A 14030-nucleotide genomic window follows, 5' to 3' on the forward strand; every position below is an offset into this window, starting at 1 on the left:
TATGACCGTTCTGAAACTTACCGCAGCTGCTTTGGTTGCTTCCGTTGCATTCGCCGGTGCAGCCTCCGCGCGCGACCAGATCCAGATCGCTGGCTCCTCCACTGTTCTTCCCTACGCCAAGATTGTTGCCGAGACCTTTGGCGAAACCTTCACCAACTTCAAGACGCCTGTCGTCGAGTCTGGCGGTTCGGGTGCCGGCCTCAAGGAATTCTGCAAGGGCGTTGGTGAAGCGACAATCGACATCGCGAACTCTTCGCGTCCGATCAACAAGAGCGAAGTTGAAGCCTGCAAGGCCGCTGGCGTTACCGAAATTCAGGAAGTTCGCATCGGTTACGATGGCATCGTATTCGCAGCCGACTCCGGCAATGGCGACATGAAGATCGAGCCGAAGGACCTCTACAAGGCTCTCGCAGCGGAAGTCGTGGTCGATGGCAAGCTCGTCGCCAATCCTTACAAGAACTGGTCCGACATCAACCCGACGCTGCCGAAGGGCCCGATCGCCGCTTACATTCCGGGCTCCAAGCACGGCACGCGCGAAGTCTTCGAAGAGAAGATCATGGCTGAAGGCTGCAAGAAAGCTGGCGCTGCCGATGTCATCAAGGCTGCAATCACCGATGCCAAGCAGGCAGCTGCCAAGTGCGTGGCAATCCGCAAGGACGGCGTGGCTGTTGATATCGACGGCGACTACACGGAAACGCTGGCCCGTATCTCGGCCAACAAGACCGGCCTCGGCGTATTCGGTCTCGCATTCTATGAAAACAACATGGACAAGCTAAAGGTTGCAACGGTTGAGGGGGTTGTTCCGTCGACTGAAACCATCTCCTCCGGCAAATATCCGGTATCCCGTCCGCTGTTCTTCTACGTCAAAAAGGCGCATCTGGGCGTGATCCCGGGCCTTAAGGAATATGTTGAGTTCTTCACCTCCGACGCAATGGTCGGCCCTGATTCCCCGCTGGCAGAATACGGCCTCGTTGCCGCTCCTGATGCGCAGCGCGAGCAGGTACGCAAGGATTTCGCTGCCGGCAAAACCATGTAATCAGGTCACGGGGGCTGGCGGATCGACCGCCAGCCCTCTGCCAGCCAGCTTTCATGGCGGGACTGGCTCCATTTCTTCGGACGGGCTTTTCTGAAGGCTCAGTATCCTGTTAACCGGAATTCTGTACGGCCTCTCAACGTGAGGCGCGCGGCGCTCGACTGAGCTGTAGCCGCTGGGGCGCAAGCCGGGGGATCTTATGACAACTTCCACGCTTCTGTTGATAACAGCGGCAATTGCAATGATCGGCTATCTGGCCGGAAGCCGTCGTGCGCTTTCGCTCTCAGGCGGACGTTCCTCCAGCATGCATTCGCGGCCCGGCTACTATGGCAGTTTTGTCGCCATCTGGTCCGCACTTCCGGCGGCTCTGCTGCTTGGCGTTTGGCTTGTTGCCGCGCCAGCCATCATCAATTCCAGTATTCGCAGTGAGTTCCCGGCTGAGGTCAAGGCCCAGTCGCAGGCAAGCCAGGGTCTGTCCTTCGGCATGATCGAAGGCATTGCGCGGGGAATGCGCGCGCTGTCTGCCGAAGAAGCGGCCCAGGCCGAGCGCAATCCGGCAGATCTGCGCAATCTCATGGGTGCGCGTGGTGTTGCCATTGCAGGCGACCCGGAAGCCTACATGATCAAGGCCGCGAACGATCTGAACACAATGAATGCGCGGAGCAATCTGCTGCGCAACATAGCTGTTTTGCTTGTCGCAGTTGGCGGTGCTGCACTAGCCTATCGGCTCATTGCGCCAAGGTTCCGCGCCCGCAACCGTGTCGAGTCCGTTATCCTGGCCAGCCTCGTTGTCGCCTCATCCATCGCGATCCTGACAACCGTCGGCATCATTGCATCGATGCTGACGGAGGCCACACACTTTTTTGCCCGCGTTCCGGCTCATGAGTTCTTCTTCGGAACGGTCTGGGATCCCCGCTTCGCAGCAGCGGGCGCGACGGCATCGGAAGGCCAGTTCGGCCTGATCCCACTTCTGCTCGGCACGCTCTATATCGGTTTCGTCGCCATGTTGTTTGCAGTGCCGATCGGCCTGTTCGCGGCAATCTACATGTCGGAATATGCCTCGCAGCGCGTTCGCTCCATCACCAAGCCGCTCCTGGAAGTGCTGGCCGGTATCCCGACCATCGTCTACGGCTTCTTCGCGTTGACGACTGTCGGACCTTTTCTGCGTGATATTTCCTCGCAAATCCACGGGCTTGCAACGGGCGACTATTCGAACTTCATCCAGGCGCAAAGTGTCCTGACAGCCGGTTTTGTCATGGGCATCATGTTGATTCCCTACGTTTCTTCCCTGTCCGACGACATCATCACAGCCGTGCCACGCGCACTCCGGGACGGTTCTCTCGGTCTGGGTGCGACACGGTCTGAAACGATTAAGCGTGTCGTGCTGCCCGCAGCGCTGCCCGGTATCGTCGGCGCCATTTTGATGACGGCATCGCGCGCCATCGGTGAAACCATGATCGTGGTCCTCGCCGCCGGTGTCGCTGCCCGGATCCAGTTGAACCCGTTCGAGCCGATGACAACTGTGACCGTCAAGATCGTGAGCCAGCTGACGGGAGACCTGGAATTCACCTCGCCGCAAACGCTCGTCGCCTTCGCACTCGGCATCACGCTGTTTATCATCACGCTATGCCTCAACATCTACGCGCTCTACATCGTGCGCAAATATCGGGAGCAGTATGAATGAGCCAGGTCGTCACACCCACGGCCACTGTTCCAGGGGCACGCACACCGCGTCGCGATATTGGACTGAAGAAGCGCTATGCAGCTGAGCGTCGGTTCCGCGCCTATGGCATTGCCGCGCTGTCCTTCGGCCTGATCTTCCTCTTCGTCCTGTTGTGGTCGGTTGTTTCCAAGGGCTACACCGCCTTTCAACAGACAGGTGTCACGCTCGCAGTCGAATTTTCGGAAAAGATCATCGATCCTCAGAACCAGCGCGCCAGCAATCCGCAGGTCCTGCTGACCGCCAATTATCCTGTCCTGGCCCGCAATGCTCTGGCCAACGCTCTTGGTGTCGCCCAGAACGACAGAGCCAAGCAGAAGGAACTGGGCCAGATGCTGTCGGACGGCGTGCGCAGCCAGTTGCGTGACATGGTCGTCGCGGATCCATCGATCATCGGCAAGACCAAGACTGTCACGCTGCTCGCGGCCGGTGACATTGACTCCGCCTTCAAGGGCCAGATCAATCTGTCCGTCCCGCAGGAAAATCGCAAAGTCTCAGACCAGCAGGTCGGCTGGATGAACAAGCTCGCGGAAGCAGGGGCTCTGGCGAAGCACTTCAATACCGGCATCTTCTTCAACGGTGCATCGAGCCGTCCGGAGGCAGCGGGTGTCGGTGTGGCGCTCATCGGCTCGTTCTACATGATGCTGATCGTGCTGGTGCTCTCGCTGCCCATCGGCGTTGCGGCCTCCATCTATCTTGAAGAGTTCGCGCCCAAGAACCGCTTCACGGACCTGATCGAGGTGAACATCAACAATCTCGCAGCGGTGCCATCCATCGTCTACGGTCTGCTGGGCCTTGCGGTATTCATCAACTTCATGGGCCTGCCGCGTTCGGCCTCGCTGGTTGGTGGTTTCGTTCTGACATTGATGACGCTTCCGACCATCATCATTGCGACCCGTGCTGCGCTGAAGGCGGTCCCGCCCTCGATCCGTGCAGCGGCACTCGGCCTTGGCGCTTCCAAGATGCAGACCATTTTCCACCATGTCTTGCCGCTTGCCATGCCGGGCATCCTGACAGGTACGATCATCGGCCTGGCGCATGCCCTGGGTGAGACTGCGCCTCTGCTTCTGATCGGTATGGTCGCCTTCGTGGCCAACTTCCCGACGACCCCGATGGATCCCTCGACGGCGCTGCCGGTGCAGATCTACATGTGGGCGAACGAGGCGGAACGCGCCTTTGTCGAACGCACATCCGGAGCAATCATCATTCTGCTCCTCTTCCTCATTGTCATGAATGTCGGCGCGATCCTCTTGCGGCGCCGGTTCGAGCGGCGCTGGTAGCCAAGGAGACGGTTCTATGAACATGATGACCGAAGCAGCAGTTGAAAAGGCGCTGGATCAGAGAATGAATGACCTTTCCTACAAGATGATCGGCAAGGACGTCTCCGTCTATTACGGGGAAAAGCGGGCCCTGTTCGACGTGAACCTGAATGTGCGGCAGAACACGGTAACGGCGCTGATCGGACCGTCGGGATGTGGCAAGTCGACTTTCCTGCGGACACTGAACCGCATGAATGACACGATCGATAACTGCCGGGTGACGGGCCGGATTACGCTGGATGGCGATGATATCTATGACCCCTCGATCGATGTGGTGGAATTGCGCGCACGCGTCGGCATGGTGTTCCAGAAGCCGAACCCGTTCCCGAAATCGATCTACGAAAACATTTCCTACGGTCCTCGGATCCATGGCCTTGCCCGGTCAAAAGCCGATATGGACCAGATCGTTGAGGCGAGCCTCCAGCGCGCCGGCTTGTGGAACGAAGTGAAGGATCGCCTGCAGGAATCCGGCACCGGACTTTCCGGCGGCCAGCAGCAGCGCCTTTGCATTGCCCGTGCCATTGCCGTATCGCCTGAAGTGATCCTGATGGACGAGCCATGCTCGGCACTCGACCCGATTGCCACGGCCAAGGTGGAAGAACTGATCCACGAGTTGCGCAGCAATTATACGATCGTCATCGTGACGCATTCGATGCAGCAGGCGGCGCGCGTATCACAGCGTACCGCCATGTTCCACCTCGGGCAGCTTGTGGAGGAAAATGATACCGACAAGATGTTCACCAACCCGGATGACCAGCGCACGCAGGACTACATCATGGGCCGCTTCGGCTGAGCCCACCAGATCCTGTTCGTCCCTGACACTCCAGATCCGAGGAAAATTCCATGTCATCGCATATCATGTCAGCCTTTGATGAAGAGCTGAAGTATCTGAATCGACGCATTTCGGAAATGGGCGGGTTGGCCGAACAAATGTGCGCCGATGCCGTGCACGCTTTGGTGAACGGCGATAGTGCGCTCGCTCAGAAGGTCATTTCCGACGACGTAATCCTGGACAATGCCGAGCGCGAAATTCAGGAAAAGGCCATCGTCACGATTGCCAAGCGCCAGCCGATGGCGGCGGACCTGCGTGAAATCATCGGTACGCTTCGGATCGCGGCTGATCTTGAGCGCGTCGGCGACCTTGGCAAGAACAACGCCAAGCGTGTGATTGCCGTTCAGGGCACTGGCGTTCCACGTAAGCTGGCGCGCGGGCTGGAGCATCTTTCCGAACTGTCGCTGGTTCAACTCAAGGAAGTTCTGGATGTGTTTGCCAACCGTTCAGCGCAAAAGGCTGAAGCGATCCGTCAGCGCGACGAAGAGATCGATGCCATGTACACCTCGCTATTTCGCGAGCTTTTGACCTATATGATGGAAGATCCCCGCAACATTACCACCTGCACGCATCTTCTGTTCTGCGCGAAGAACATTGAGCGCATTGGCGACCATGCGACCAACATCGCCGAAACGATCTATTACATCGCGACCGGTGCACAGCCACAGGGAGAACGTCCCAAGGATGATAGCTCCAACACATTGGGCGCTGTCGTCGAGTAAGCCGGAACGGAGTGATTTGCCATGCAGCCGAAAGTTGCGGTTGTCGAAGACGAGGAGGCGCTCAGCGTTCTCCTTCGCTACAATCTTGAGTCTGAGGGCTATGAGGTCGAAACCATCCTGCGGGGTGACGAAGCCGAAATCCGTTTGCAAGAACGTGTTCCGGACCTTTTGATCCTGGATTGGATGCTTCCTGGCGTGTCCGGTATCGAGCTCTGCCGCCGGCTGCGCATGCGGGCCGAAACCGAACGCCTGCCGATCATCATGCTGACGGCGCGCGGCGAGGAAAACGAGCGCGTGCGTGGCCTCGCAACCGGTGCCGACGATTACGTCGTGAAGCCCTTTTCGACGCCGGAACTCATGGCCCGCGTCAAAGCCATGCTGCGCCGCGCAAAGCCTGAAGTCTTGTCCAGCGTCCTGAAATGCGGTGATATCGAACTGGATCGGGAGACGCATCGCGTTCACCGCAAGAGCCGAGAAGTGCGGTTGGGTCCGACGGAGTTTCGCCTGCTGGAATTCCTGATGGCCTCGCCGGGACGTGTCTTTTCACGATCGCAGTTGCTTGACGGCGTCTGGGGTCATGACATCTATGTGGATGAGAGAACAGTGGATGTGCATGTCGGGCGCCTGCGCAAGGCCCTGAATTTCTCGAATATGCAGGATGTCATTCGCACGGTTCGCGGTGCCGGCTACTCTATGGAATCCTGATAGGCTCTCCAGGATCGAGACGAACAGGCCCGGCGAAAGCCGGGTTGTTTGTGGCCCAAGGACAAGGTACAAAAAAAACGGGCGCGCGGCCCGTTCTTCGGAAGCCCGGATTATGTTTGGCGATCAGCCACGGGAAACGGCATTGGCTGCCTTGCGACGCTCGTTAACTGGCTGGTAGGCCATGCGCGCATGGTACTTGCAGTAGGGCGAGCCATCGCAAGCTTCTGCGCCGCAGAAATGGAAGTCGTCCTTCAGCGGGTCGCCAACCGGCCACTTGCAGGTGCGTTCGGTCAACTCGGTCAGGACCAGGCGACGCGCCTCGGGCATTGCACGATCGTTGACCGGCACCAGTTCGGTCGGCTCAAGGACGGTGATGTCCCTGTTGTCCGTCGAGGAAATGATGTTGGCCGGACGCGAAACTGAGCGGTTTGCCGCTGCGGGAGTAGACGCTGGCCGTGCAGTAAATGTGGCGGGCCGCGCTGCCGGCGGTACTGCGGGGCGCTTTGGAGCGCGGGTCTGGGTGGTCGGTCCGCCTGCCTTCACACGACCAGGAAGATTGAGGCGGTGGACCTTGCCGATCACGGCATTGCGGCTGACGCCACCCAGCTGTGCGGCAATCTGGCTCGCGCTCAGGCCTTCGGCCCATAGCCGTTTCAACTTCTCGACGCGTTCGTCTGTCCAGTTCATGCAGTCTCTCCGCCTTGAGCACGCATTAGAAGACAGAATCTCTCACCGTTACGGCGAAAGTAATTCGCCGCGCATACTATATCTATACTTTTGGTGACTAGTTCCGCCGCATGCAGTCTAGTAATTGATGATTAACCTAATGGGCGCCGGACTCGCTGACAAGAGTCGGCGGAATCGCTGCGAATCGATTTCCGGGTTTTCCCCAACTTGCTTGAAAGGCGAGTCATTTTTGCCACAGAGAGTTTAGCGTCAGTCAAGCGGCTTTTGCCGCCATTTTGCGCTGTGAATCAAGCCTTTTGTTGACAGGGGGCGGCTAAATGCGGATAGTGCGCACGCCGTCCGCTGGGGCGGCATTTTGATTTTTGGTGGCGAGTGCCGCTGCCGGTTGGATTAATTGCCGCAAGGAGTGACGTCGCCATGGCTGAAGCCGCGCTTTTCGACACGTTTGCAAGGGCTCCGTTGCGCTTCGTGCGCGGTGAGGGCGTCTGGCTCGTGACGGAAACGGGCGAGCGATATCTCGATTTCGGCGCAGGCGTTGCCGTCACATCGTGCGGTCATTCCAACCCGCATCTGGTTGAGACGCTCAAGTCCCAAGCCGAGAAGGTTTGGCATCTGTCGAACCTGTACGAGATTCCGGATCAGGAGCGTCTCGCGCGCCGTCTGGTTGATGCGACCTTTGCTGACAAGGTGTTCTTCACCAACTCGGGTGCTGAAGCGCTCGAATGCGCCATCAAGACCGCACGTCGCTATCACTACTCAAAGGGACAGGCGGAGAAATTCCACATCATCACCTTCGAGGGCGCATTCCATGGGCGTACGATTGCGACCATCGCCGCAGGTGGTCAGGAAAAGTATCTGGAAGGATTTGGACCAAAGGCGCCGGGCTTCGACCAGGTTCCCTTCGGCAATCTGGACGCACTCAAGGCTGCGATTACCGAGAACACTGCCGCCATCCTAATTGAGCCGATTCAGGGTGAAGGCGGTATTCGTGTCGTCGAGAAGGAGTTCCTGAAGACGTTGCGCGATCTGTGCGATGAGCACGGTCTCCTGCTCATGTTTGATGAAGTCCAGACAGGTGTCGGGCGTACCGGCAAGTTCTTCGCCTATGAGTGGTCTGGCGTGACGCCAGACATCATGGCAGTCGCCAAGGGCATTGGCGGCGGTTTTCCTTTCGGCGCCTGCCTTGCAACGGCTGAAGCGGCGTCCGGCATGAAGCCTGGCGTGCATGGAACGACCTATGGCGGCAATCCACTTGCCATGGCAGTTGGCAATGCCGTGCTTGATGTCGTCCTGGAGGAAGGCTTCCTGCAGAACGTTCGTGACGTTGCCCTTGTCTTCCGACAGGGTCTGGCTGCGCTGAAAGATCGCTTTCCGGGTGTGATCGAAGAGATCCGCGGCGAAGGCCTTATGCTGGGCATCAAGGCCGTCGTTCCAGCTGGGGAACTTGCGGCTGCCATGCGTGACGAGCACCTTCTGGGAGTACCGGCAGGCGACAACGTCATTCGCCTTCTGCCGCCGCTCGTTGTAACAGCCGAAGAGGCGCGGGAAGGTATTGCCCGTATCGAGCGCGCCGCTGAAAAGCTGCAACACGACCAGTTGAAGAAGTCAGCTTGAAACTGGGTTTTTGAAACGAAAAGGGCCGCCGGATGGCGCCCCGATGGATTGATCGCATCATGGCAAAGCATTTTCTCGATTTCTCGGCCGTTTCCTCCAACGAACTGCGTTCTATCCTGGATGATGCACGCACGCGCAAACAGGCGACGAAGGCAGGAACTGCGGACAAGCCGCTCGCGGGCAAGATGCTCGCCATGATCTTTGAAAAGCCGTCCACGCGCACACGCGTCTCTTTTGATGTCGGAATGCGCCAGCTTGGCGGCGAAACGCTTTTCCTGTCCGGTACCGAAATGCAGCTGGGGCGCGCGGAAACCATCGGCGACACCGCAAAGGTTCTTTCGCGCTACGTCGATGCGATCATGATCCGCACGACAGATCACAAGCGCTTGCTGGAATTGGCGGAGCATGCCACTGTTCCGGTCATCAACGGCCTGACGGATGAAACGCATCCCTGCCAGATCATGGCCGACCTCTTGACCTTCGAAGAGCATCGCGGGCCTGTCACCGGCAAGACATTTGCCTGGACCGGCGATGGTAACAACGTGCTGCATTCCTTCGTCGAGGGAGCTGCCCGCTTTGGATATCGCATGAATATGGCGGTTCCACTGGGCTCTGAGCCGCTGGATAAGTACTTGAACTGGGCGCGCAACAATGGCGGCGAGATCATGCTCTGCCATGAGGCAGAGCGTGCGGTAAGCGGCGCAGACATGGTCGTGACCGACACCTGGGTGTCCATGAACCAGGAACACAAGGCGCGTGGTCACAACATTTTCCAGCCGTTCCAGGTCAACGAACAGTTGATGTCGAAGGCGAAAAGCGACGCCCTCTTCATGCATTGCCTTCCGGCCCACCGCGGCGAGGAGGTGACGGACGAGGTTATCGACGGTCCGCAGTCCGTTGTTTTCGACGAAGCGGAAAACCGCCTCCATGCGCAGAAGTCCATTCTAGCCTGGTGCCTGGGTGCTCTCTGAGCGACCTTCGGTCTGGACGGGATTTACGACGGTTCAACCCGGCTCTCCTGGTCGGCTTGACTTGAAGGAACGTCATCCCCATCTCTCGGCTTTCCAATGGGCATCTGCCTTATGCGCAGGTGTAACAACACAACATCGTCGGCCTGTTTCCCCCGGTTCAGCGGTTCCGCTTGACCGGGTTATGTGCGAAATGGATGGCTCCGGCGCGAAGGAGTGACTTATGGCTGAAGCCACCGTCGATTTGAATGAACTGCATTTCGCAGGAGACGACAAGGTCGTGCCCTTTCAGGTTGAAGGGCTGGATGTCCGTGGCCGGGCGGTTCAGTTGGGACCTATACTCAATCAGATTCTTGGACGCCATGACTATCCGGCTCCCGTTGCAAGATTGCTGGCGGAAGCCATCGTTCTGACGGCGCTGATCGGCACCTCGCTGAAGTTCGAAGGCCGCTTCACGGTCCAGACAAAGGGTAGCGGTCCGGTCGATCTGCTGGTCGCGGATTTCACGAGCCCGCAGAACATGCGCGCCTATGCACGTTTCGATGAGGATGCGCTGGCGGTGTCAGTCAAGGCAGGGCGGATATCCCCGCCTGAGTTGCTGGGTGAGGGCGTACTGGCTTTCACGATCGACCAGGGCCGCGGAATGCAGCCTTACCAGGGCATCGTGCCGCTCGATGGTTCTTCGCTCGAAGAGATTGCGGGCGTCTATTTCCGTCAGTCCGAGCAGATTCCGACAAAAGTGCGACTGGGCGTAGCCGAGCTCTTTGATCGGGACGAAAGCGGTAAACCTCGCCATAACTGGCGTGCTGGCGGCGTGCTGGCGCAGTTTCTGCCGGATGCTCCAGAGCGGATGCGCCAGCCGGATCTCCATGGCGGCGACGGGGACGAGCGTGAGTACGACCTGGCTGAGGATGATGCCTGGTCGGAAGCCAGCATGCTGGTTTCGACTGTTGATACCGATGAACTGACGGATCCGCAGGTCGGTATAGAGCGCCTGTTGTACCGGTTGTTTCACGAACGTGGCGTGAGGATCTATGAGCCGCAGTCGGTTCTGGATCGCTGCAGCTGTTCGCGTGACAAGATCAAGGATGTCTTGGCAGGATTTTCTGCGGAGGAAGTCGAGGCAAGTCAGGATAATGGCGAGATCGCCGTGACTTGTGAGTTCTGCTCGACGACATATCGGTATCCGATAGCCGAGATCAAACCGGCTGACTGACGCTGAGAAGGAAGACGGTGATCAATGCCGTCTTCCTATCCACTTGCGGTCAGTTCAGTATGCGCAGCAGGCCCGGCGAATCCAGAGAGAATGCTGGAATGTCTACGATGAAGGTGCGGCCGTCATCCGTCTGCATCTGATAGTGACCAAACATGATGCCGGATGGCGTATCGAGCGGGCAGCCGGAACAATATTCATAGGTATCGCCGGGTTCCAGGCGCGGCTGTTCGCCGACCACTCCAGCGCCTTCTACTTCATCCACGAGCCCGTTTTCATCCGTGATGTGCCAGTAGCGATGGATTAGCTGGACCGTCGTATCCGAATGATTGGCAATAACGATACGGTATCCCCAGACGTAGCGGCCATCTTCCGGATCGGATTGCTCCTCCAGATAGTAGGGCTCCACTTCGACTTCGATATCCTTCGTCCGTGCGCGATACATAGGGGCGACACCTCACTGCCTCGATGTACGGATATCGTACAGCTTGCGGGCAGGGTCAAGAAAGCCGCGGAAATCTTCCAGCAAAAACATGGAGTTTCAGCGGTTAATGCTAATTGTCAAGGTAAACATCGATTTAAGGCTCTTTGATGGACCGGCTAAACACAGCGGATCTGCATGAAACAGCATTGCAGTCCGCTGTGTCTGTCGAGTAGCTGGTCAGCCGCCGATCTTGGCAATCGCCTGAGACAGATCGTCGATCAGATCCTCGGCATCCTCGATACCGCAGGAAAGCCGCAAGGTGCCGCCGGTGATACCCGCCTCCGCACGGCCTTCTTCCGAAAGGTTTTTGTGCGTCGTTGTTGCAGGATGGGTAATCAGGCTTTTCGCGTCGCCGAGGTTGTTCGAGATACGAACGACCTTCAGGGCATCCTGAAGCGCGAATGCCGCCTCCTTGCCGCCCTTCAGTTCGAAGCAGACCAGCGTTGAGCCGCCCATCATCTGCTTGGCGATGATATCCGCCTGCGGATGGTCCTTGCGTCCTGGATAGATGACCTTGGCAACCTTGGTCTGGTCCGCCAGGAAATCGGCAATCTTGGCGGCATTTTCCGTCTGCTGCTTCACGCGCAGCGGCAAGGTTTCGAGGCCCTTCAACAATGTCCAGGCGTTGAAGGGGGACATGGCCGGACCGGTATGGCGGAAATAGTCGTGCAGGTTTTCGTCAATCCACTGCTTGTCGGAAAGCACGATACCGCCGAGGCAGCGGCCCTGACCATCAATGTGTTTGGTCGCCGAATAGACGACGATATGAGCGCCAAGTTCCAGCGGCTTCTGAAAGAGGGGGGTCGCGAATACGTTGTCGACGACAACCTTGACGCCAATCTGGTTGGCGAGTGCGGCAACCGCGGCAATGTCCACCACTTCAAGCGTTGGGTTCGTTGGGCTCTCGAGGAAGAAAACCTTGGTGTTGGGGCGGACTGCCGCCTCCCAGTTCTTGATGTCACGGCCATCGACCAGCGTGCACTCCACATTGTATTTTGGTGCCAGTGTTTCGACGATGTAGCGGCAGGATCCGAAAAGTGCGCGTGCCGCGACGATATGATCGCCAGCCTTCACCTGACAAAGAATGGCGGCGGCCACGGCAGCCATGCCGGATGCGGTGGCGCGAGCATCTTCTGCGCCTTCCAACGCAATCATGCGCTTTTCGAACATATCGTTTGTCGGGCTGCCGTAGCGCGCGTAGATGAAGCCGTCGGTCTCGCCTTTGAACCGGGCTTCGGCGGAGGCGGAGCTCTCGTATACAAAGCCTTGAGTCAGGAAAATCGCTTCGGAAGTTTCGCCGTAAGGGGAGCGCAACGTGCCTTCATGGACGAGCTTCGTTGCTGGGCGCCAGGTCTTGCTCATGTCGTGTTACCACTTCAAAACAAAAAAACCGGTCGCAATGAGACCGGTTCGCACCCGGTCCTTTAGCCACTTGTTTAACGTGGCTGCAAGCCGACCGGCCAAATCACCACGGGATAAGCATGCCTTACGCCCAAGCAGAGCTTGCGTCAATTCCCTGCTTTTGCTTTTGTCGCGCGATTGAAGGATAGAGTTTATGGAACGTACAGCGGGTATTCTGGCAGATCGTGCGATCAAGGCACTCTTCGCCGAGGGTCAATTGAAATCCGAGGCGCCACTGGATGGTGACCAGATCCAGCCGGCAAGCCTCGATCTTCGACTGGGCTCCAAGGCCCTGCGGGTGCGCGCCAGCTTCATGCCGGGCCGCAGCAGCACGGTTGCAAGCAAGCTCGACCGGCTGACACTGCATGAGATCGATCTGGAACATGGCGCTGTGCTTGAGACAGGCTGCGTCTACATCGTGCCGCTGATGGAAAGCCTTGATCTGCCTGCGGAACTGTCTGCGTCCACCAATCCGAAAAGCTCGACGGGAAGGCTCGATATCTTCACGCGCGTGATGGTCGATCACGCCCAGGAATTCGACAAGATTCCCGCCGGTTACAGTGGCCCTCTCTATCTGGAGATCTCGCCGCGCACTTTCCCTGTCATTGTCCGCCGTGGCTCACGGCTTTCGCAGATCCGCTTCAGAGTGGGCAATGCGCTGTTGAGCGAGGCGGATCTTCTGGAACTGCACGCGGCCGAAACGCTAGTCGCAAGCGAAACACCCAATGTCTCCGGCGGCGGCATTGCGCTCTCCATCGATTTGAAGGGAACCGGTCCCGAAGGCTTGATTGGCTATAGAGGCAAACATCACACCTCTGTCATCGATGTCGACAGAAAAGCTCAGCACGAGGTTCTGGATTTCTGGGAGCCGATCTACAGCCGAGGACGCAACGAACTGATTCTCGATCCGGATGAGTTCTATATCCTGGTTTCGCGCGAGGCAGTTCATGTTCCGCCCGCATATGCTGCCGAGATGACTCCTTACGATCCGCTCGTGGGAGAGTTTCGCGTGCATTATGCCGGTTTCTTCGATCCGGGGTTTGGCCATGCTGCTGCAGGTGGCTCAGGCAGTCGTGCAGTCCTGGAAGTGCGCAGCCACGAGGTTCCGTTCATTCTGGAGCATGGGCAGATTGTCGGACGTCTGGTGTACGAGCACATGCTCGAACGGCCGCAAGGCCTTTACGGCACCGGTCTCGGTTCCAACTATCAGGCGCAGGGTCTCAAGCTCTCCAAGCATTTCAAGCTATAGGCTTCAGGGCGAAGCGGGCTGGCACAAAGACGCATTTTTGCTTGATGGCGCAAGACGCCGATGCTAGTTCTCGAATCCAGAAT

At 58.2% G+C, this 14030-nt stretch carries 13 protein-coding genes and 1 riboswitch; of the genes, 10 read left to right on the forward strand and 3 right to left on the reverse strand.

Annotated features, from left to right (window positions below; all coding sequences use genetic code 11):
• Position 1: 1 nt before the first annotated feature.
• From MUU53_RS00170 to phoB, 6 genes are all read left to right on the forward strand, one after another.
• Entirely contained in the window at positions 2 to 1036 is a 1035-nt protein-coding gene (locus tag MUU53_RS00170; RefSeq protein ID WP_247259053.1) for a substrate-binding domain-containing protein, read from the forward strand.
• A 196-nt stretch (positions 1037 to 1232) separates the two neighbouring features.
• A complete protein-coding gene (gene pstC, locus MUU53_RS00175; protein ID WP_247259054.1) occupies positions 1233 to 2717 on the forward strand; it encodes a phosphate ABC transporter permease subunit PstC in 1485 nt (494 codons plus the stop codon).
• Positions 2714 to 4033, forward strand: coding sequence for a phosphate ABC transporter permease PstA (gene pstA / locus MUU53_RS00180; RefSeq protein WP_247259055.1), 1320 nt, complete (start codon positions 2714 to 2716; stop codon positions 4031 to 4033). The genes pstC and pstA overlap by 4 nt, the downstream gene beginning before the upstream one ends.
• Before the next feature lie 16 nt (positions 4034 to 4049).
• Positions 4050 to 4865, forward strand: a complete 816-nt coding sequence (pstB, locus tag MUU53_RS00185; RefSeq protein ID WP_247259056.1) for a phosphate ABC transporter ATP-binding protein PstB — start codon at positions 4050 to 4052, stop codon at positions 4863 to 4865.
• A 50-nt stretch (positions 4866 to 4915) separates the two neighbouring features.
• Positions 4916 to 5626 carry a phosphate signaling complex protein PhoU gene (gene phoU, locus MUU53_RS00190; RefSeq protein ID WP_247259057.1) on the forward strand — a complete coding sequence of 237 codons (711 nt, stop codon included), beginning with the start codon at positions 4916 to 4918 and terminating at the stop codon, positions 5624 to 5626.
• 21 nt (positions 5627 to 5647) lie between these two features.
• Positions 5648 to 6331, forward strand: a complete 684-nt coding sequence (phoB, locus tag MUU53_RS00195; protein WP_062555262.1) for a phosphate regulon transcriptional regulator PhoB — start codon at positions 5648 to 5650, stop codon at positions 6329 to 6331.
• A gap of 123 nt (positions 6332 to 6454) precedes the next feature.
• Here phoB and MUU53_RS00200 read toward each other — a convergent pair whose 3' ends face one another.
• Positions 6455 to 7018, reverse strand: a complete 564-nt coding sequence (locus MUU53_RS00200; protein WP_247259058.1) for a GcrA family cell cycle regulator — start codon at positions 7016 to 7018, stop codon at positions 6455 to 6457.
• 417 nt (positions 7019 to 7435) lie between these two features.
• Here MUU53_RS00200 and MUU53_RS00205 point away from each other — a divergent pair, with 417 nt between their 5' ends.
• The 3 genes from MUU53_RS00205 to MUU53_RS00215 all read left to right on the forward strand — a co-directional run bounded on the left by MUU53_RS00205 (position 7436) and on the right by MUU53_RS00215 (position 10816).
• Complete coding sequence (locus tag MUU53_RS00205; RefSeq protein ID WP_247259059.1) at positions 7436 to 8632, forward strand: aspartate aminotransferase family protein; 1197 nt, start codon at positions 7436 to 7438, stop codon at positions 8630 to 8632.
• 59 nt (positions 8633 to 8691) lie between these two features.
• On the forward strand, positions 8692 to 9603 hold the full coding sequence (gene argF / locus MUU53_RS00210; protein WP_247259060.1) for an ornithine carbamoyltransferase: 912 nt from the start codon (positions 8692 to 8694) through the stop codon (positions 9601 to 9603).
• A gap of 220 nt (positions 9604 to 9823) precedes the next feature.
• Positions 9824 to 10816: an Hsp33 family molecular chaperone gene (locus MUU53_RS00215; protein WP_247259061.1), complete on the forward strand. Its 993-nt coding sequence runs from the start codon at positions 9824 to 9826 to the stop codon at positions 10814 to 10816.
• A 49-nt stretch (positions 10817 to 10865) separates the two neighbouring features.
• Here the strand turns inward: MUU53_RS00215 and apaG are convergent, their stop codons facing one another.
• Positions 10866 to 11258: a Co2+/Mg2+ efflux protein ApaG gene (apaG, locus tag MUU53_RS00220; RefSeq protein WP_247259062.1), complete on the reverse strand. Its 393-nt coding sequence runs from the start codon at positions 11256 to 11258 to the stop codon at positions 10866 to 10868.
• Positions 11259 to 11474: 216 nt separating this feature from the next.
• Positions 11475 to 12659 (reverse strand): O-succinylhomoserine sulfhydrylase, encoded by a 1185-nt coding sequence (locus tag MUU53_RS00225; RefSeq protein WP_247259063.1) that lies wholly within the window; start codon positions 12657 to 12659, stop codon positions 11475 to 11477.
• A gap of 42 nt (positions 12660 to 12701) precedes the next feature.
• A riboswitch (SAM riboswitch) is annotated at positions 12702 to 12779 on the reverse strand.
• A gap of 73 nt (positions 12780 to 12852) precedes the next feature.
• Between MUU53_RS00225 and MUU53_RS00230 the strand changes: the two genes are divergently transcribed.
• Positions 12853 to 13947 (forward strand): 2'-deoxycytidine 5'-triphosphate deaminase, encoded by a 1095-nt coding sequence (locus MUU53_RS00230; RefSeq protein WP_247259064.1) that lies wholly within the window; start codon positions 12853 to 12855, stop codon positions 13945 to 13947.
• The last annotated feature ends 83 nt before the right edge of the window (positions 13948 to 14030 follow it).

Origin of the sequence: Affinirhizobium lemnae, assembly GCF_022968395.1 — a bacterium.
Classification (GTDB): domain Bacteria; phylum Pseudomonadota; class Alphaproteobacteria; order Rhizobiales; family Rhizobiaceae; genus Neorhizobium; species Neorhizobium lemnae.